The 17519-nt window shown below is 60.6% G+C and carries 18 protein-coding genes; 8 read left to right on the forward strand and 10 right to left on the reverse strand.

The window, feature by feature from the left end; all coding sequences use genetic code 11:
• Positions 1-81: 81 nt before the first annotated feature.
• The gene (locus tag CD175_RS10920; protein WP_007973562.1) at positions 82-369 is read right to left on the reverse strand and encodes a GNAT family N-acetyltransferase; all 288 of its coding nucleotides are present in this window, start codon (positions 367-369) and stop codon (positions 82-84) included.
• A gap of 641 nt (positions 370-1010) precedes the next feature.
• On the opposite strand from CD175_RS10920, the gene oprI reads away from it, so the two are divergent.
• Positions 1011-1262: an outer membrane lipoprotei OprI gene (gene oprI / locus CD175_RS10925; protein WP_003199355.1), complete on the forward strand. Its 252-nt coding sequence runs from the start codon at positions 1011-1013 to the stop codon at positions 1260-1262.
• 123 nt (positions 1263-1385) lie between these two features.
• Here the strand turns inward: oprI and CD175_RS10930 are convergent, their stop codons facing one another.
• The 3 genes from CD175_RS10930 to CD175_RS10950 form a co-directional block, all read right to left on the reverse strand.
• A complete protein-coding gene (locus tag CD175_RS10930; protein ID WP_007973563.1) occupies positions 1386-2360 on the reverse strand; it encodes a L,D-transpeptidase family protein in 975 nt (324 codons plus the stop codon).
• Positions 2361-3489: 1129 nt separating this feature from the next.
• Positions 3490-3783, reverse strand: coding sequence for a hypothetical protein (locus tag CD175_RS10945; RefSeq protein WP_003226812.1), 294 nt, complete (start codon positions 3781-3783; stop codon positions 3490-3492).
• Positions 3784-3839: 56 nt separating this feature from the next.
• Positions 3840-4445: an arylesterase gene (locus tag CD175_RS10950; RefSeq protein WP_104448929.1), complete on the reverse strand. Its 606-nt coding sequence runs from the start codon at positions 4443-4445 to the stop codon at positions 3840-3842.
• Positions 4446-4455: 10 nt separating this feature from the next.
• On the opposite strand from CD175_RS10950, the gene CD175_RS10955 reads away from it, so the two are divergent.
• Genes CD175_RS10955 through greB form a run of 3 tightly spaced genes read left to right on the forward strand, consistent with a single transcriptional unit; the run spans position 4456 to position 8175 of the window.
• Entirely contained in the window at positions 4456-5139 is a 684-nt protein-coding gene (locus CD175_RS10955; protein ID WP_102700327.1) for an ABC transporter ATP-binding protein, read from the forward strand.
• Entirely contained in the window at positions 5139-7643 is a 2505-nt protein-coding gene (locus CD175_RS10960; protein WP_104448930.1) for an ABC transporter permease, read from the forward strand. Before CD175_RS10955 ends, CD175_RS10960 begins: the two co-directional genes overlap by 1 nt.
• 34 nt (positions 7644-7677) lie before the next feature.
• The gene (greB, locus tag CD175_RS10965; protein ID WP_007973570.1) at positions 7678-8175 is read left to right on the forward strand and encodes a transcription elongation factor GreB; all 498 of its coding nucleotides are present in this window, start codon (positions 7678-7680) and stop codon (positions 8173-8175) included.
• A 3-nt stretch (positions 8176-8178) separates the two neighbouring features.
• Here greB and CD175_RS10970 read toward each other — a convergent pair whose 3' ends face one another.
• The 3 genes from CD175_RS10970 to CD175_RS10980 form a co-directional block, all read right to left on the reverse strand.
• A complete protein-coding gene (locus tag CD175_RS10970; protein WP_008001428.1) occupies positions 8179-8487 on the reverse strand; it encodes a hypothetical protein in 309 nt (102 codons plus the stop codon).
• A gap of 248 nt (positions 8488-8735) precedes the next feature.
• Positions 8736-9170, reverse strand: coding sequence for a DoxX family protein (locus CD175_RS10975; protein WP_104448931.1), 435 nt, complete (start codon positions 9168-9170; stop codon positions 8736-8738).
• Between the two features lie 102 nt (positions 9171-9272).
• Positions 9273-10694 carry an MltF family protein gene (locus CD175_RS10980; RefSeq protein ID WP_104448932.1) on the reverse strand — a complete coding sequence of 474 codons (1422 nt, stop codon included), beginning with the start codon at positions 10692-10694 and terminating at the stop codon, positions 9273-9275.
• A gap of 224 nt (positions 10695-10918) precedes the next feature.
• Here CD175_RS10980 and CD175_RS10985 point away from each other — a divergent pair, with 224 nt between their 5' ends.
• The 3 genes from CD175_RS10985 (at position 10919) to CD175_RS10995 (ending at position 13919) form a co-directional block, all read left to right on the forward strand.
• Positions 10919-11728 carry a TatD family hydrolase gene (locus CD175_RS10985; RefSeq protein ID WP_104448933.1) on the forward strand — a complete coding sequence of 270 codons (810 nt, stop codon included), beginning with the start codon at positions 10919-10921 and terminating at the stop codon, positions 11726-11728.
• Positions 11729-11841: 113 nt separating this feature from the next.
• Complete coding sequence (locus CD175_RS10990) at positions 11842-13323, forward strand: methyl-accepting chemotaxis protein (RefSeq protein ID WP_104448934.1); 1482 nt, start codon at positions 11842-11844, stop codon at positions 13321-13323.
• Between the two features lie 230 nt (positions 13324-13553).
• Positions 13554-13919 carry an Mpo1-like protein gene (locus CD175_RS10995; protein WP_007973582.1) on the forward strand — a complete coding sequence of 122 codons (366 nt, stop codon included), beginning with the start codon at positions 13554-13556 and terminating at the stop codon, positions 13917-13919.
• On the opposite strand, the gene CD175_RS11000 is transcribed toward CD175_RS10995, so the two are convergent.
• The 3 genes from CD175_RS11000 to CD175_RS11010 all read right to left on the reverse strand — a co-directional run bounded on the left by CD175_RS11000 (position 13920) and on the right by CD175_RS11010 (position 16129).
• Positions 13920-14717 (reverse strand): acyl-CoA thioesterase, encoded by a 798-nt coding sequence (locus CD175_RS11000; protein WP_104448935.1) that lies wholly within the window; start codon positions 14715-14717, stop codon positions 13920-13922.
• Positions 14718-14964: 247 nt separating this feature from the next.
• Complete coding sequence (locus tag CD175_RS11005) at positions 14965-15723, reverse strand: CHAD domain-containing protein (protein WP_104448936.1); 759 nt, start codon at positions 15721-15723, stop codon at positions 14965-14967.
• A 127-nt stretch (positions 15724-15850) separates the two neighbouring features.
• Positions 15851-16129, reverse strand: a complete 279-nt coding sequence (locus CD175_RS11010; RefSeq protein ID WP_104448937.1) for a hypothetical protein — start codon at positions 16127-16129, stop codon at positions 15851-15853.
• A 221-nt stretch (positions 16130-16350) separates the two neighbouring features.
• Here CD175_RS11010 and CD175_RS11015 point away from each other — a divergent pair, with 221 nt between their 5' ends.
• Positions 16351-17388: a patatin-like phospholipase family protein gene (locus CD175_RS11015; RefSeq protein ID WP_007973589.1), complete on the forward strand. Its 1038-nt coding sequence runs from the start codon at positions 16351-16353 to the stop codon at positions 17386-17388.
• Positions 17389-17519: the final 131 nt, after the last annotated feature.

The raw sequence follows: 17519 nt of genomic DNA on the forward strand, positions 1-17519 counted from the left end.
CTGACGGCCTGATCAAAAAGCGCACACAAAAAAACGCCGGGTAGAACCCGGCGTTTTTTTGTGCATTCGTTTGACTGAAAGTCACTGACTCAGCTTGGCCGCATGCCGCTGGTGACGCTCCATGTAGCGCTCGACGTAGGAGCACGATGGAATGACGGTGTAGCCCATTTCGTCAGCGTACTCCAGCGCCTTCTCGGTCAAGGCTGCCGCAATACCGCGACCACGCAATGCGTTGGGCACGAAGGTGCGATAGATATCCAGGGTCTGTTTCCCCAGATCCATATAGGTCAGATAGGCACGATGACCGTCCACATTGGTCTCGAACTGATGACCAGCCTGGTCATGGTGGATGGACAACGCCTCGCTCATCACTACTCCTCGCGGGTCTGGAATTCCGACCCCTACCTTACCGATGTTTTTCCGGCGAAGGAACATCTACGCCACCCCGTGCCTGAATGGACACCGAGAAGAGCTGCACCGATCTCGCGCTACCGAGCACGTACAAATAGTAGGCACCATTGACAGAAATGCTCAAGGTACGCTCGTCATCATGCCGGTTGGCGGGTGCTGCTCCGTAATCACGCAGGAATGGCTCGACCGAAGGTCACTCCGGGTCGATAGCCTGAACATTGCCGGATGTTGAGACTTAAGACGAGCGCCCGTTGTTAAAGTCACCTGAACATCGAGAAAGATAGTGAGAGGCGCTACGCAAAAGCCGAACAAAAGTGTAGACGAATCCATATAGGCGGACTTTAGCCAACCGCGGAAAAAGAGCGCTGTGCCGAAGGAACTTTTTCTCGGCAGTTCGCTCAGCCACGGGCCTTGCAGCTGGATATTTTTTAAACAGTTCAGTTAAAAGTTGCTCGAAAAAGAATCAACGCCTACAATTTTTTTTGCTTCTTGCTTCACGTCAGTTTTACTTACTACAAGTAATGGGTAGTATGTACGCCGGCTATTTCCTCAATCGGAGGAGATAGCTACTTAATAGAAAGTCCTTGAAGGGGAACACGATGAACAACGTTCTGAAATTCTCTGCTCTGGCTCTGGCCGCAGTTCTGGCTACCGGTTGCAGCAGCGCATCGAAAGAAACCGAAGCACGTCTGACCGCTACTGAAGACGCAGCTGCTCGCTCCCAGGCTCGTGCAGACGAAGCTTACCGTAAAGCTGATGAAGCTCTGGCTGCTGCTCAAAAAGCACAACAGACTGCTGACGAAGCTAACGAGCGTGCTCTGCGCATGCTGGACAAAGCTAGCCGCAAGTAATAGTCCTTCGGGATTGTTATCAAGCCGACCCATTTTTTGGGTCGGCTTTTTTATTGCCCGGCGTTTCTCCAGGCAATAAAAAACCCGTCGACGCGGTCTGCGTCGACGGGCTCTTTGCAAGCGTTACTGCAGCGGATCGATCGGCGTGCTCGACACCATCGGCGCGACGCCGTTGCCCGGCACCGCGATCTCTACCGGCAGGCCGTCTTCAGCGGCCACCACGTCCCGCACCACATCCCAGTTCATGCGCAGGTTGTTGGTGATGTCTTCACGCTTGAGCATCGCATTGATGACCGCGGTGTGCTTGTCGACCACCGACGGGTTGCCCTTGTCGTCCAGCGGCGTGTGCGCCTCCAGATAGACCTTGCCGCCACTCATGCCGAACTTGTACGGGTCGTTGATGATCCGTACCGAGGTACCGACCGGCACCATGCCTGCCATTTCCAGCACGTTGTTGTTGAACATGCGGAAGCAACCGTGGCTGGTGCGCATGCCGATACCGAACTTCTTGTTCGAACCGTGGATCAGGTAGCCCGGTGTGCCCAGGGTGAACTTGAACGGGCCCAGCGGGTTGTCTGGGCCTGCCGGCACGACGTTGGGCAGCGGATCACCGTCTGCCGCGTGCTCGGCCTTGATCGACGCCGGAGGCGTCCAGGTCGGGTTCGGCGTCTTGGCGGTGATGCTGGTGTGGGCAATCGGCGAGCCCCAGCCTTCACGACCGATACCCAGCGGGAACGTGTACACCACGTTCTTGCCTTTCGGGTAGTAGTAGAGACGGTACTCGGCCAGGTTGATCACAATGCCTTCACGCGGGCCTGGTGGCAGGATGAAGCGGGTCGGCAGAATGATTTCCGTGCCGGCGCCCGGCAACCATGCATCGACACCCGGGTTGGCCGCGACCATTTCCGTGTAGCCCAGGTCATAGGCAGTACCCAGGTCGGCGAACGTGTCTTCGTACTTGGCCTTGATCACCTGCACCTGGCCGATGATGTCCTCACCGGGCGGTGGCAGGGGAAACTCCAATGCTGCAACAGGACCGGCCACAAAAAGGGCGGCAAGAGTCAGGCAGCGGGTGACGGCAGGAAAGCGCGGCAACATCCGGAAAATCCTTCGCATGATCAACAGAGGGTATAAGGACGCGATTGTACACTGCCGTCCGTTATTTCGGGGAGATGGCCCGATTGCAGGCAATGCAAGGCGATTTTGCGATTGTCCTCGATCCGGCGTGGGAGCTCCCTCGCGATGACGGCCTTACAGGCGACGAGAATTTTTGAGGGTGTACATATCCGTTGCTGCGGTAACGGCCTCTGGCGGTTCCGCTCTTACAGCGGGTAACTTGGAAAAACGGAACGCCGCCCGGCCTGTAGGAGCGAGCTTGCTCGCGATGGAGGTCAACGATGATGCGGGATGCCTGGCACCCCGCGGTGCTCTCAGGTTTTTCGTCGGAACGCCGCCCGGAGCAAGCTCGCCCCTACAGAGCCCGCCGCCATCGGCCATCCATGGCCCGCGGCGGCTAACCCGGCATCCATGCCGGGTTGCCCACTGCGCAGAACCTGCGCTTGGCCTCACGAGGGGGCGTACACCGCAAAAGCAAAGCAAGGCGGCCTACCGCCCGGCCTGTTTGCGGGGTTCGTTTGTCTGTGATGTACCTGCGCCTGTCAGGCCGCCATCGCGAGCAAGCTCGCTCCCACAGGGGATTGGGTATACCTGTGAGAGATTGGTCGGCTGGCAGGCCGCCTTCGCGGGCACGCCCGCTCCCACAGGGATTGGGGACATCTGCAAAAACCAGGTCGGCTGTCAGGCCGCCTTCGCGAGCAGGCTCGCTCCCACAGAAGGGCAAAAGCAGATCTGCGTACACAAACGCTCCCCACCACTCAACAGGCCGAGCGTTAGCTCGCCTGCCGCTCTTGATCTTGATCCACCCGCCCCCTCGGCAGGCTGAGCGGAGGTGTTCATCCGGGGATGGGCGCGCAGCGCCGTTCGACGCAGTCGAACTCATTGCATGCAGGTCGAAGCGAAGCCGACCGGAGGGCAATGCCCCCGGATGAATGCCGGAGCGAAGGAACCCCGAGCCTCAGCGAGGGGCCGTACGTAAGGGGCGAGCGCTTTTGGTTACTTTTAAGGCGCTTGTTAAAAGTGACTCGCCGTAAGGGCGAAACCATAAGCCGCCGTTACCTAAAAAACGGATATGTACCCAGTCAGCAAAAGATAAGCGCACAACTAAGGATCAAAGCTCAAACCGCAATTCAGGCCAGATCGGCGACGTCCCCCGCTTCTGCGACTCAAGAATGGCCCTGCACAACGAACACAGCCGCTGATCCTGAAACACCCGGCGATCAACACTCGACCAGCGCGGTTGCGCCGGCAACAGGCTGCCGCACAGGGTCCGGTCCGCCGAACCGCCCAACTCCAGCTGACGGGTCACCAGATGCACCCGCACTTCCTGGCAGGCGAACAGATCCAGCTGCTCGTCAGGCTCGATCAGTTGATAGGCAAATAGTGACCAGGCGGGACGCGGCATCGGGGGCTCCAAATCGGGGGCGCCACCTTAGCCGAAAGCCTGCGTCTAGAAAAGTGTCATAACAGCGGTTTTAGAGTAGGCCAGACATTTTCCAGCAACTTGTCCTGGGCCCCGGCGGCCGGGTGTATGCCGTCGGCCTGCATCAACTCCGGATGACCACCCACACCATCGAGGAAAAACGGCACCAGCGGGATCTTTTTCTCATCGGCCAGGTTGCTGTAGACCTCGGCGAACGCCTTGGTGTAACGCGCACCGTAATTAGGTGGCAATTGCATGCCGAGCAACAGCACCTTGGCACCGCTGGCCCGGGAGCTGTCGATCATCGAGGCAAGATTTTGTTGCAATTGAGTTGGCAGCAAACCGCGCAGGCCGTCATTACCCCCCAACTCGAGGATCACCAGTTCCGGTTTATGCTCTGCAAGCAGCGCGGGCAGGCGCGCCTGGCCTCCGGCACTGGTGTCGCCACTGATGGACGCATTGATCACTTTGTCGTCGAAACCTTCGCGCCTGAGCCGCTGTTCAAGCAGCGACACCCACCCCAGCCGGGTATCCATCCCGAAACCGGCGCTGATACTATCGCCAACGATCAGGACTGTACCCGCCGCTGCGTTTTGGGCCATGCACATCAAGGCCAGGCCAGCACTCAAAAACCAGACACGCATCGGACTCTCCATGGGCGCAAGCATTCTCATCGCGAAGGACCTTAGCAAAGTGGTTCCCAGCGCGGAAGGTGAACTGACCATCCTGCACGAACTCAGCCTGGAACTGAACAAGGGCGACAGTCTGGCCATCGTCGGCGCCTCCGGTTCCGGCAAATCCACACTGCTGGGCCTGCTCGCCGGTCTCGACCTGCCGAGTAGTGGCGAAGTCACCCTCGCCGGGCAGGGCCTGAGCAACCTCGATGAAGACCAGCGTGCGCGCATCCGCGCCGAGCACGTGGGTTTTGTTTTTCAATCGTTTCAGTTGCTCGACAGTCTCAATGCCCTGGAAAACGTCATGCTGCCGCTGGAGCTAGATGGCCGCAAAGACGCCCGCGAACGCGCCACCGAGTTACTCCAGCGTGTAGGACTCGGCCAGCGCCTGACGCATTCGCCGCGCCAGCTCTCCGGCGGCGAGCAACAACGCGTGGCGATTGCCCGCGCGTTTGCCGCCGAACCCGATGTGCTATTCGCCGACGAACCGACCGGCAACCTCGACAGCCACACCGGCGAGCGCATCAGCGACTTGCTGTTCGAACTCAACAAGGAACGCGGCACGACCCTGGTGCTGGTGACCCACGATGAACGCCTGGCCCATCGGTGCCGGCGCCTGATCCGTCTTGAAGCCGGCCTGCTGGTCGCCCCTGTGGAGCCTTGATGGCACGCCTGCCGCTGTTGCGCCTGTTCAGTCTCGCCATCCGCCAATTGCTGCGCGACGCCCGCGCCGGTGAATTGCGCGTATTGTTTTTTGCCTTGCTGGTGGCCGTGGCCGCGAGCACTGCCATTGGCTATTTCGGCGCCCGCCTGAATGGCGCCATGATGCTGCGCGCAACTGAATTTCTCGGTGCTGACCTGCTCCTCGAAGGCAGTTCGCCCGCGCGCCCCGAACAGATAAGAAGCGGCACAGACCTGGGACTGCAACATGCGCAAGTGGTGGAGTTTTCCAGCGTCATCGCCACAGACAACGGCATCCAGTTGTCCAGCATCAAGGCGGCCGATGACACCTACCCACTACGCGGCGAACTGAAAAGCGCGCCCGCCCCGTTCGCCACGGAAAGCGCCGGTGGCGGACCGCAACCCGGTGAAGCCTGGGTCGAAGCCCGCCTGCTGACCGCCCTGGACCTGAAAATCGGGGACAGCATCGATGTCGGCATGAAAACCCTGAAACTGGCGCGAGTGCTGACGTACGAACCCGACCGCGCCGGCAATTTCTACAGCCTGACGCCGCGGGTGCTGATCAATCTCGGCGACCTTGCGGCAACCGGCGTGGTGCAACCCGGCAGCCGGGTCAGCTATCGCGAATTATGGCGAGGCAATGCCCAAGCACTCGAGACGTATCGGCAACTGATCAAACCGGGACTCGCCGCCAACCAGCGCTTGCAGGACGCCCGGGATGGCAATCGGCAGATCGGCGGCGCCCTGGGCAAGGCCGAACGCTACCTGAACATGGCCAGCCTGGTGGCGGTGTTGCTGTCCGGCGTGGCGGTGGCGCTGTCGGCGACCCGCTTCGCCACCCGCCGCTTCGATGCCAGTGCCTTGCTGCGCTGCCTCGGGCTGTCACGTCGGGAAACCCTGGTGTTGTTCAGCCTGCAACTGACTGTACTCGGGCTGCTGGCCAGCATCAGCGGTGCCCTCCTCGGCTGGCTCGCACAACTAGGGTTGTTTGGCCTGCTGCACGACTTGCTGCCGACCGACGTACCTCCGGGTGGACTGTTTCCAGCCGTCGCCGGGATCGGCACCGGACTGGTGGCCCTGGCCGGTTTCGCCTTGCCGCCACTGGCGGCTCTGGGCCGGGTTCCGCCATTGCGCGTGCTGCGCCGAGACATGCTGCCGATCCCTTCCAGCACCTGGATGGTCTACGGTGCAGCGCTGGGCGCCCTCGCCCTGATCATGTGGCGCCTGAGCCTGGACCTAGTGCTGACCTTTGCCCTGCTCGGCGGTGGCGTGATTGCAGCGCTGGTGCTGGGCGGTTTGTTGCTGCTGCTATTGAAGAGTCTGCGGCGCTTGCTCGCGCGTGCGTCCTTGCCCTGGCGCCTGGGACTCGGGCAATTGCTGCGTCATCCGCTCGCTGCCGCAGGCCAGTCCCTGGCGTTCGGCCTGATCCTGCTGTCGATGGCGCTGATTGCGCTGCTGCGCGGTGAATTGCTGGATACCTGGCAGAACCAGTTGCCGAAAAACGCCCCCAATTACTTCGCCCTGAACATCCTGCCTGCGGATAAACAGGCCTTCACCGATCACCTGATCGCCGTGTCGGCAAAATCGGCCCCCTTGTACCCGGTTGTGCCGGGGCGCTTGATCAGCATCAACGGCGAACCGGTGCAGCAGATCGTCACCAAAGAATCGGCCGGTGATCGGGCAATCCAGCGCGACCTGAGCCTGACCTGGGCGGCGGACCTGCCGGCAGGCAACAAGCTCACCGCGGGCAATTGGTGGAGCGAACAAACGCCAGACGATGTTCCCGGCGTGTCGGTGGAAGGCAAGGTCGCTGAAAGCCTGAAACTCAGGCTCGGCGACCACCTGGTTTTCAGCGTTGGCGGGGTCAATCGCGAGGCGAAAGTTACCAGCCTGCGGGAGATCAACTGGGACAACTTCCAACCGAACTTTTTCATGATCTTCCAGCCCGGCACCCTCAAGGATCTGCCGGCGACTTACCTGACCAGTTTCTATCTGGCATCGGGACATGACCAACAGATCGTCGACCTGTCCAGAGCTTTCCCGGCGGTGACGATCCTGCAGGTCGAAGCCTTGCTGGAACAATTGCGCAGTATCCTCGCCCAGGTCACCCTGGCGGTGGAGTACGTATTGTTGTTTGTGTTGGCGGCGGGGATGGCGGTGCTGTTTTCCGGCCTGCAGGCGACACTGGACGAACGCATTCGCCAGGGCGCGTTGCTGCGGGCGCTGGGGGCCGAACGGCAATTGCTGGTCAAGGCCCGACGCATCGAGTTCGGATTGCTGGGGGCGGTCAGCGGTTTGCTGGCGGCATTGGGGTCGGAACTGGTGAGCCTGGTGCTCTACCGCTATGCCTTTGACCTGCCGTGGCATCCACATCCCTGGCTGTTGCTGCTGCCACTGCTGGGCGCGGTGCTGATCGGCGGTGCCGGGGTGTTCGGCACCCGTCGGGCATTGAACGCCAGCCCGCTGACAGTCCTGCGCGAGGGTTGATAGACTCCAGCCGTCTCCACCACAAGAAGTTGCCATGAGCCGTTACCGCCCTCCCCGCACCGCCGGCACCGCGCTGATCACCCCCGAGGGTGAAGCACGGATGCGCGCCGAATTCCATGAACTGTGGCATGTGCGTCGGCCCCAGGTGACCCAGGCGGTCAGCGAAGCCGCGGCACAGGGTGATCGCTCGGAGAACGCCGAATACACCTACGGCAAAAAGATGCTGCGCGAGATCGACAGCCGCGTGCGTTTTCTCACCAAACGCCTGGAAGCGCTCAAGGTTGTCAGCGAAAAACCCAGCGATCCGAACAAGGTCTATTTCGGCGCCTGGGTCACGATCGAGGACGAGGATGGCAAAGAGTCGCGCTACCGCATTGTCGGACCGGATGAACTGGACCTCAAACAAGGTCTGATCAGCATTGACTCGCCGTTGGCCCGAGCCCTGATCGGCAAGGCACTGGACGCCGAGGTCCGGGTCCAGACACCGACCGGTGAGCAGTGTGTTTATATCGTGGCGATCGACTACCCGTGAAGTTTAACGGCGGGTGATCAGCCCTTGCCGGGCAACGCGGGTCAGTTGCCTGATCACCTCGGGAGCGTCTTCGAGGCTGGGGGATTGAATCACTGCCAGATCAAAACTGTCGTCGGCGAAACGCGCGAGCGACTCACCGTCTTCGACAAACTGGATCAGAAAGGCAGCGGGACCACCGGTACGACGTGGCCAACCATCGAGATAACGCAAGAGCGTCGGCTGATGTTTGCCGCCAAGCAGGATTTTTGGATTGCGCTGGGTGAGATGTGCCGTGATCGGCGCGGGACGTACAACCGGGTTTAGTGCATTCATTGTGTCGTGTCTCTGCCTCAAAAGTCTGCATGGCAGGTGAGAGGCAACACCGAACCAGCGCTTTAGCGGTATTTCGAAGCCTGTTCCGGCTTCTATCGGCAACTGGATGAGTCACCTGGCGCCCCGCAAGTAGCTGTTTAAATCGGCGCATGAGCAACATCCTAGAGAAGCTGACTGGACAGTGTCAAGAATGACGCTCAACAAAAAAGCCCGCACGATGCGGGCCTTTTTTTGTTGAGCCAGAGCGGTCAACCGGCGATGACACGGTCCGCCGAGAGTTTGCCCGCACCTTCGATCAATACCGCGATACTGCCACCGAGCAGGGCCAGGGCGAATTCATAACCGTTGTTGGCCATGAACAGTCCGTTGCTGATGTGCACCGTGAAAATCGCGACCAGCGACAGGAAGATCAGGCCCAATGCAGCCGGGCGAACCAGCAAGCCGATGATCAGCGCCAGGCCGGCGAAGAATTCGGTGCCGCCCGCCAGTGCCGCCATCAGGTAACCCGGCGTCAGCCCGAGGCTTTCCATGTACTGCGCGGTTCCGGCCAGACCATAACCACCGAATGCCCCGAAGAGTTTTTGCGAGCCGTGAGCGGCGAAAACGATGCCGACCACGATGCGCAGAACGGTCAGGCCGTAGCCGGCGCGGGTAAACAGTACCTTGTTGATCAGAGTGCTCATGCTGTTCAATCCTTGTCAGTGTGTGTTGATTGGGCGCCATATTAATCAACAAATCACATGTTAAAAGCGGAAAAAACCCACCATTACAATCAGATTAGTTGATCATTTGCGAGAGACAACCTTTTGTCCCTGAGGCTCCAACGACTCCCGCTCCCGGTCGAACGCCAGGTAATACTTGTTCACGCTATTAACATAGCTGACAGGCCCCATCCCCACCTGCTCCATGGCCACGCGTTCGACCTGGAAAAACCACTGGTTGGGATTCAGTCCTCGCCGCCGGGCTTCGGTGCGCATGCCCTGAACCCGCTCCGGCCCGATGTTGTAGGCCGCCAGCACGAAGGCCATGCGTTCGCGCTCGTTGAGTTTCGGGCTGGCAAAGAACTTGCGCCGGATCATCGCCAGGTACTTGGCCCCGGCCTGCACATTGCCGTCTACGTCCTGAATATTGCTGACCCCCACCCGCTGCGCCGCAGAAGGCGTGATCTGCATAAGGCCGGTCGGGCTGCCGCCACTGCGGGTGGTGGGCTGCAACGCTGACTCCTTGAAGGCCAGTGCCGCCAGGTTCAGCCAGTCCATACCCTGGGCATCCGCATGTTTCTGCAGCACCGGACGCAGTTTTTCCAGGCGCTGCCGGTCCGCCTTGGCCAGTGGATAGTGCACTTGATAGAGACGACGATAGATGCGCAGGAATGCAGCATCCTGATCCGACGGTTTTTTGTAGACGGTGAGGAAGCGATCAATGCTGGCCCGCAGCATCGACGCATCGCGGCGCACGAACCAGAACTCTTCGCCCGGCTCCCTGATGACGACCTGCTTGTCGAAACGCAGCTTGGGCAGGATCTTGCCCCAGCGTTCGGCAATCGGCTGCTCGACGATGGTCAGGTGAAAGATTCCGCCCTGGACCATCTCCAGTACGTCCTCGACGGCAAGGCTCGGATCGACCCACTCGATGTTGACCGGTGGCAGTTTGTGCAGGGCGAGCTTTTGATTGATCTGGCTGATGGCATCCCCGGCGGCGCTGCCGGCGGGTAGCGCCAGGGTCTTGCCGGAGAGCTGTTCAAGCCGGGTGTAGCGACGTTCGCCCTTGATGCCCACCAGGACCAACGGGATGTTGCTGGCAATCGGCTCACTGGTGCTGACGGCGAAGCCCGGTTGCAGGTCAAGCAACTCGCCTGGCGCCACCAGATCGCCCTCCCCGCGCTGCAATGCGCCAAGCAGTTGATCCTTGGCCTTGGGAATGATCTTGAGGGTGATTTCCTGACCGTCACGGGCGTGGCCGTTGAGGTATTGCTCGAACGCTCTCAGGCGATGGTATTCAACCCCGATCGCCTGCCCCTGGACTTCGCCGGAACTGTTGCGGCTCTGGTTGACCAGCACCCGCAGCACACGACTGCTGCGGATCTGCGCCAGGTCGCGCACCTCGCTGGCCGGTACGGCTTGCAGCGGCCCGGGCAGACGCGCAACCGCCGTCATCGGCAGTAGCAGCGAACAACACAGCAGTAGCAAAACCGAGGGACGAATCATCCACTCTCCGGAAAGAATATGAGACCGCTTCAATGAAGCGCGGCGACAAAAACAGGGCGCTCAGGGCGCTGACAACGTGCGAAAGACTGGCACAATGATGGCAAAACTACCAACCCAGCCAGGCCCGCGGCTCAAGAGACAGCGTTAACCCGTTGTAGTTCTTGGCTTTTCTTATAAATCCACGGCTCTGATATGCTTTCCGGCCTTTGGGCCGAGGTAGCACCATGCAACTCATCGATATCGGCGTCAACCTGACCAACGCCAGTTTTGCCGACAAACACCAGGCCGTACTCGACCGCGCCTACGCGGCCGGCGTGTGCCAACTGGTGCTGACCGGCACCAGTGTCGAGGGCAGTGAACAAGCCCTTGAGCTGTGCCAACAACTGGACGCAAGCAATCAGCGCCTGTTCGCCACCGCCGGTATTCACCCTCACTGCGCCAGCGACTGGAACGCCGACAGCGCCCGCCGTCTGCGCAGCTTGCTCAACGAGCCGAATGTGGTGGCCGTCGGTGAATGCGGACTGGATTTCAACCGTGATTTCTCGCCACGCCCGCAGCAGGAAAAGGTCCTCGAAGAACATCTGGCCTTGGCCGTCGAATTGCAGCTGCCGGTTTTTCTGCACGAACGTGACGCCAGCCAGCGTTTGCTGGAGATACTGCGCGACTTCCGCGACCAATTGCCGGCCGCGGTGGTGCACTGCTTCACCGGGGAGCAGAAGGCGCTGTTCAGCTACCTCGACCTGGACCTGCACATCGGCATTACCGGCTGGATCTGCGACGAGCGCCGGGGCACGCATTTGCATCCGCTGGTCAAGGAGATCAAGCGCGGACGCCTGATGCTCGAAAGCGATGCACCGTACCTGCTGCCGCGCAGCCTGCGCCCCAAGCCGAAAAACGGGCGAAACGAGCCGGCGTACCTGACCGAAGTATTGCGCGAAGTGGCACTGCATCGCGGGGAAAGCCAGGAGGATCTGGCGGCGCACACCACTGCGTGCGCACGCTCGTTCTACGGCTTGCCATCAATCCCCCTGTAACCACAATTCCCCTGTGGAGCTGGCCCTTGATCTGCATCAAGAACCAGTCACCTGAGTAGCGGCACAATGCTGGCACCTTGCCAAAACTGTTTCCGCTATCAGAGAAGACCTCCATGGGTGCCTGGCTTAGCAATATCTCGCTGAAATACAAATTCTGGGCGGTCAACGCCGTCGCGTTCGTCACCACCCTGTTGTTGGTGCTGTACGCGGTGCAGCTTGAACAGCAGGCCCGCAGTCACGCGTCCCAGGCTTCGGCCCAGGCCCAGGCGCGATTGCTCGAAGCCTGGCCCGCCGGGCAATCGCTGCCCCATGCCGACAACCTGCTGGCGTTCAACCACGGGCAAGCCCCCATGCTCAATGAGCGCCCCGTGCAAGAACTGGCCGACGCCAATGGCTGGGTCGAGATCAACTCAATGCCGTTGTTCGGTGACAACCCGTTGATGGGCGCCGAAGTGTTCGCGCGCGCCGACGGGCAGCGGGTCGCCGTGATCGCCCACGGCCCAAGCCTGGGCCAGGTGTTCAGCGAGCGCTTCGCTCACTACGCGGTGGCGGTGTTCATCCTGATGCTGGCCATGCTCGGCGCATCGCAGTTGTTGATCCGTTTCCTGCTCAGCCAGCTCAACACCTTGAAAGACGTCATGTTGCACGTGGAGAAAACCGGCGACCTGTCGGCCCGCGTGCCATTGGCTTGCAGCGACGAAGTCGGCCAGATGGCCAACGCCTTCAACGCCATGCAGGCCGGATATCAACGGGTAGTCAACACCGTCGCCAGCACCGCCCGGCAACTGGACACCGGCGCTGCGCGGCTGGCGGCGAGCATGAATGAAGTGCGCCACGGCATGCTCGGTCAGCAAAGCGAAACCGACCAGGCCGCCACGGCGATCAATGAAATGACCGCTACGGTCTATCACATCGCCCAGCACGCGGGCGCCACCCGTGACCTTTCGCAATCGGCCGATACCCTGGCCGGTAGTGGGCAGGAAGTGGTGACGCGGGTGCAGCGCTCGATTGCCGGGCTGTCCACCGGCGTGCAGCAGACCGCCGAGATGATTCAACGCCTGGCCGAGGACAGCCAGAAGATCAACGGCGTGGTCAACGTGATTCACAGCATCGCCGAACAGACCAACCTGCTGGCGCTCAACGCCGCCATCGAAGCGGCGCGGGCCGGCGAGATGGGGCGCGGCTTTGCGGTCGTCGCCGATGAAGTACGTAACCTCGCCAAACGCGTGCAAGCGTCCACGGACGAAATCACGATCATGGTCTCGGCGTTGCAGGCCGGGACACGGGACGCCGTGGATTTCATGCAAGAGAGCTCGTTCAAGGCCGATGACTGCGTACGACAAGCGCAAGAGGCCGGCGCGGCCCTGGCCGAAATCACCGGCGCAGTGGCACAGATGCGTGAAAGCAACACGCAGATCGCCGTGGCGGCCGAGCAGCAGAGCCAGGTGGCGGAAGAGATGAACCGGGCGGTGGTGAGCATCCGTGACGTGACTGAGAATACGGTGCAGCAGACGGTGTCTTCGGCGACTACCAGCAATGAACTGGCGGCGCTGGCCGGGGAGTTGAGCAAGGCGATAGGTCAACTGAAACTCTGAGGGCCCTTTCGCGAGCAGGCTCGCTCCCACAAGGGATCTATGTATGCCCAGAATTTGATGGTCACCGAGGATCAATGTGGGAGCGAGCCTGCTCGCGAAGGCGTCAGTCGACCCCACATCAAACTTGAACATGACGCCTATCAAGCCAATAGCCAGCCTTGATTCGCCGCCAGCATTGACCGGGCCTATTCTTCATCACATGTGTTCAACATGGATCGAGGATCAACATCATGGGCAAACGTCACCCCAACCTTCCCGCCTGGCAATGGCGAGCGTACCCGAACAATCATCAGCACCCGACCAATCTGGTGTTGCACCTGATCGCGGTGCCGCTGTTCATCGTGGCGTTTCTGCTGATCGTATCCGGGGTGTTCAGCCTGAGCCTGGCCAACATCGCCATTGGCGTGATCGGCGTGATTGCGGCGCTGGCCCTGCAACGCCACGGCCACAGCATGGAAACGCAAGCCGCCGAGCCGTTCAGTGACCGCAAGGATGCAATATCGCGCCTGTTGGTCGAGCAGTTTCTGACCTTTCCGCGGTTCTTCCTCAGCGGTGGCTGGTGGCGCGCCTGGCGTGAGCGCCACCGCCGTCATTGATCAGGCGAACACCGTCACCGTCTGCCGGCTCATGGCGATCAACCGGCCATCGGCGCTCCACATTTTCGCGGCAGCATGCCCGTAACCGTCCGCGGCATGCTCGGTCTCGACGAGGTATTTGCACCAGTCCAGGGTGGTCAATTCCAGCAGCGGTTGCACGAACTCGATGGTCCAGGTCAGCGTGCTGCCCATCGCCGGCGTCTTCAAAAACGGCATCAGGGCCGGCGGCCAAGCGTCCACCAGTGCGAGGATATGCGCCTCGCCGATGGCCTCTTCCTTGTCATCGCCGCGCAAGCGCACCCAACCACCCATTTGCCGCGATGTGCTACCGCTGAACGGCAGCCCGCCAACACTCCAGCGCATCGCCAGGTGCCGCATGAACTCCGGGATGACGCCTTCGATAAAAGGCAATTCCTGGCACTCGTCCCAGTGCTTCATTTCAGGTGCCGGTTCAGCGGCCACGGCCACCACCGAAGGGCGTGAAGCGCCGAAGCTCCCCTGGATCAACGTCACCACCTGGCCCTTCTGTATCACCCGGCCCAACACCTGGCTGACCGCCTTGCCTTCACGCAATACGTCGACTTCAAAGCTGACTGGAACCTCGGGCTCAACCGGGCCGACAAAGGTGATCGCCAATGAGCGCACCGGGCGATCCGCTGGCACCCGGGCACGCATGGCTTCGTACTGCAAAGCGGCAACCAGACCACCGAAACTGGCCCGCCCCTGCGCCCAGGAGGCCGGAATAGACAGTTCCGTTGGCTGGCTACGGACAGCGTCAAGCAGTTCGGAAAAACGCATGAATACCTCAAGGGATCGGAAAAAGATGAGGGGATCTTAACCATCTGGCGAGGTGGATACATCGCCTATTCCGGACAAATTGACTGACAGATAAGTCGTGCTCGGCTCGAACACAAAATCCATGGCCAACATTGAGCCCATGTGGGAGCGAGCCTGCTCGCGAAAACGGTGTAACAGTCACGATGTGTGCTGAATGTTAATCCGCTATCGCGAGCAGGCTCGCTCCTACAATGGATCTGGGGAGGTCTCAGGATTTGAAACAGGCCTTGCTGAGTTTTTCCAGAACACGGTCCGCACGCTGTTCAGCCTCGGCCATGGTGGTTGTCCAGACCTCGACACAGGGCTGCAAATCCGCTTCCTGCTCAGCCATCGCCAGCCATTGCACGCAATCGTGCCAGTCACCCAGCGCGCCCTGGGCCGATTTCAATCGGGGCATGGCCGCTTTCGGCAAACGGTCCAGCTCGGGGTAAGCGTCGATGCCATAGCGTACGCGCTTGATCAGCAGGCGTAGCCGATGACGGTCGTGGGCCGGGTCGTGCAGTGCTTCGTCGAGTTTTTTCCACTGTTTGCCCAAGCGTTTTTCGATGCGCTTGCGCAGGCCCTTGAGCAATCCCTGGCGCTGGGCAGCGCGCAGAAAACGCGGAAACGCATCGAGGACGATCAGCAACTGCGCGAGCTCGGGACTGGCCGCCACGGCCGGATAGGCTTCGGCCATTTGCGCCATGCGCCACTGTGCAGCGTGAGGTTGACCGTGCTGAAGCAGGTACGCCGCCAGCACTTCGCGATCACGCAACGGCGTGGTCAGGTCGCCCACCCGTGAGGCGGCCGCTTCCAGTTGTTCGACACCAGGCAACCCGCGCAAAGGCCGCAACAGGCTGCGTAACCGACGCATGGTGGTGCGCAGATCGTGTAAAGCTTCAGGGTCAGTACGCTCTTTCAAGCGGGCCTGACAGGCCAGCAGACGAACTTCCAGGCCCAGGACATGAGCCACCAGCCGATCGATCATGGGGGTTACTCCGTAGACAACGCCATACATCTGTAGGAGCTGGCTTGCCAGCGATGGCGACATCAGGTCGCATAATGTTCAACGGCCTATCGCCGGCAAGCCGGCTCCTACAGGACTAGCAGAGTTTTCAACGCCCCGCGCGCGACTCACGAATATAGAAGCGGGCCTTCTCGGCCTTGTGGGTGCAGCCTTCGAACCCCTCGAATTGCTGCTGGGTCTTGGCCGCGGTTAACAGCGACAGGGCCTTGGAGTAGCTGACGGTCCCGGCGAAACCTTCGGCTTTAGCCAGGTCCAGTTCATGCCATGCCGCATCCAGGTTACTTCCGCAACTGTCGCGATAGGCGGTTTTGCCGGCACAACCGGCGAGCGCCAGGGCAATCAATGGCACGCAGATCCAGGCTTTCATCACTTACTCCTCAAAAATAGGTCAACAGTCATGCAGGTAAGACGGTGTGGCAGCTGAAAAGTGCCGTTGGTCCGCTGTGCGAACTATAGCGCTGACCAGAACAACCCTGTGCCGCCATCGAGTGTCGAAAATACGACGCTCGTGCCCCCTCGAACGACCATGACGATTGAAGCATGACCCTCGATGGGTGCATTGTTGAAGCATTCAAACGAGGGCGATTCATGAAAAAGCGTGTCGCACTGGTATTGGGCTCGGGTGGAGCCCGGGGTTACGCACATATTGGGGTCATTGAAGAGATCGAACGGCGCGGCTATGACATTGCCTGTATCGCCGGTTGCTCCATGGGTGCGGTGGTGGGCGGGATCTACGCCGCCGGCAAACTCAATGAATACCGCGACTGGATCGAGAGCCTGGATTACCTCGACGTGTTGCGTCTGGTGGACGTCAGTTTCCGTCTGGGGGCGATTCGTGGCGAGAAGGTGTTCGGGCAGATTCGCAAGATCGTCGGCGAGATCAACATCGAAGACTTGCGCATCCCCTATACCGCCGTCGCCGCCGACCTGACCAACCAGCAGGAAATCTGGTTCCAGGAAGGTTGCCTGCACCAGGCGATGCGCGCCTCGGCAGCGATTCCCAGCCTGTTCACCCCGGTGATGCAGGGCAACCGCATGCTGGTCGATGGCGGCATTCTCAACCCGCTGCCGATCGTGCCGGTGGTGTCGAGCCATTGCGACCTGATCATCGCGGTCAACCTCAACTCCACCAACCAACGCCACTACCAATTGCCGGTGATCCAGCGCCCCGCCGCGTTCAAGACCCGCTTCGACAACCTGATGAGCTCTGTCGGCTCGAAATTGCCGTTCCGGCGTAAACAGGCGGAACAATTGTTGATCCTGGAGCAGGAAGCGTTGAAAGCCGAAGGTGCTGATTTCAACCCGTGGATCGAGTCCGCCGAGCCCGAAGCACAGCAACCCGCTGCTGCTCCGGAAGCCAGTGGCGCGCCCCGCTCCGCCACCGGTTCGTTCATCATCGACAACGTTGGACCGGCGTCCTTGCTCGACTTGATCAACCAGAGTTTCGAGGTGATGCAGACGTCGCTGGCGCAGTACAAGATTGCCGGGTATCCGCCGGACATCCTGATCAACGTGCCCAAGCGCGTGTGCCGGTTTTTCGAGTTCTACAAGGCGCCGGAGCTGATCGCGCTGGGACGGGAGATTGCGCGGGATACGCTGGATCGGTATGAGAATGAGCAGAACTGAACGTCTGAAAACTCTTTATTGAATGTAAGGCCCTCATCGCGAGCAGGCTCGCTCCCACAGTGAATCTTTGGTGTACACAAGGTTTGTGTCTGACCAGGATCCCATGTGGGAGCGAGCCTGCTCGCGAAGGG

The organism is Pseudomonas laurylsulfatiphila (assembly GCF_002934665.1).
Lineage (GTDB): Bacteria > Pseudomonadota > Gammaproteobacteria > Pseudomonadales > Pseudomonadaceae > Aquipseudomonas > Aquipseudomonas laurylsulfatiphila.

What these genes read in the sequence shown, in the direction of transcription:
- CD175_RS10920 (WP_007973562.1), bottom strand. Translation starts at nt 369, where the DNA reads ATGAGCGAGGCGTTGTCCATCCACCATGACCAGGCTGGTCATCAGTTC.
- oprI (WP_003199355.1), top strand. Translation starts at nt 1,011, where the DNA reads ATGAACAACGTTCTGAAATTCTCTGCTCTGGCTCTGGCCGCAGTTCTG.
- CD175_RS10930 (WP_007973563.1), bottom strand. Translation starts at nt 2,360, where the DNA reads ATGTTGCCGCGCTTTCCTGCCGTCACCCGCTGCCTGACTCTTGCCGCC.
- CD175_RS10945 (WP_003226812.1), bottom strand. Translation starts at nt 3,783, where the DNA reads ATGCCGCGTCCCGCCTGGTCACTATTTGCCTATCAACTGATCGAGCCT.
- CD175_RS10950 (WP_104448929.1), bottom strand. Translation starts at nt 4,445, where the DNA reads ATGCGTGTCTGGTTTTTGAGTGCTGGCCTGGCCTTGATGTGCATGGCC.
- CD175_RS10955 (WP_102700327.1), top strand. Translation starts at nt 4,456, where the DNA reads ATGGGCGCAAGCATTCTCATCGCGAAGGACCTTAGCAAAGTGGTTCCC.
- CD175_RS10960 (WP_104448930.1), top strand. Translation starts at nt 5,139, where the DNA reads ATGGCACGCCTGCCGCTGTTGCGCCTGTTCAGTCTCGCCATCCGCCAA.
- greB (WP_007973570.1), top strand. Translation starts at nt 7,678, where the DNA reads ATGAGCCGTTACCGCCCTCCCCGCACCGCCGGCACCGCGCTGATCACC.
- CD175_RS10970 (WP_008001428.1), bottom strand. Translation starts at nt 8,487, where the DNA reads ATGAATGCACTAAACCCGGTTGTACGTCCCGCGCCGATCACGGCACAT.
- CD175_RS10975 (WP_104448931.1), bottom strand. Translation starts at nt 9,170, where the DNA reads ATGAGCACTCTGATCAACAAGGTACTGTTTACCCGCGCCGGCTACGGC.
- CD175_RS10980 (WP_104448932.1), bottom strand. Translation starts at nt 10,694, where the DNA reads ATGATTCGTCCCTCGGTTTTGCTACTGCTGTGTTGTTCGCTGCTACTG.
- CD175_RS10985 (WP_104448933.1), top strand. Translation starts at nt 10,919, where the DNA reads ATGCAACTCATCGATATCGGCGTCAACCTGACCAACGCCAGTTTTGCC.
- CD175_RS10990 (WP_104448934.1), top strand. Translation starts at nt 11,842, where the DNA reads ATGGGTGCCTGGCTTAGCAATATCTCGCTGAAATACAAATTCTGGGCG.
- CD175_RS10995 (WP_007973582.1), top strand. Translation starts at nt 13,554, where the DNA reads ATGGGCAAACGTCACCCCAACCTTCCCGCCTGGCAATGGCGAGCGTAC.
- CD175_RS11000 (WP_104448935.1), bottom strand. Translation starts at nt 14,717, where the DNA reads ATGCGTTTTTCCGAACTGCTTGACGCTGTCCGTAGCCAGCCAACGGAA.
- CD175_RS11005 (WP_104448936.1), bottom strand. Translation starts at nt 15,723, where the DNA reads ATGATCGATCGGCTGGTGGCTCATGTCCTGGGCCTGGAAGTTCGTCTG.
- CD175_RS11010 (WP_104448937.1), bottom strand. Translation starts at nt 16,129, where the DNA reads ATGAAAGCCTGGATCTGCGTGCCATTGATTGCCCTGGCGCTCGCCGGT.
- CD175_RS11015 (WP_007973589.1), top strand. Translation starts at nt 16,351, where the DNA reads ATGAAAAAGCGTGTCGCACTGGTATTGGGCTCGGGTGGAGCCCGGGGT.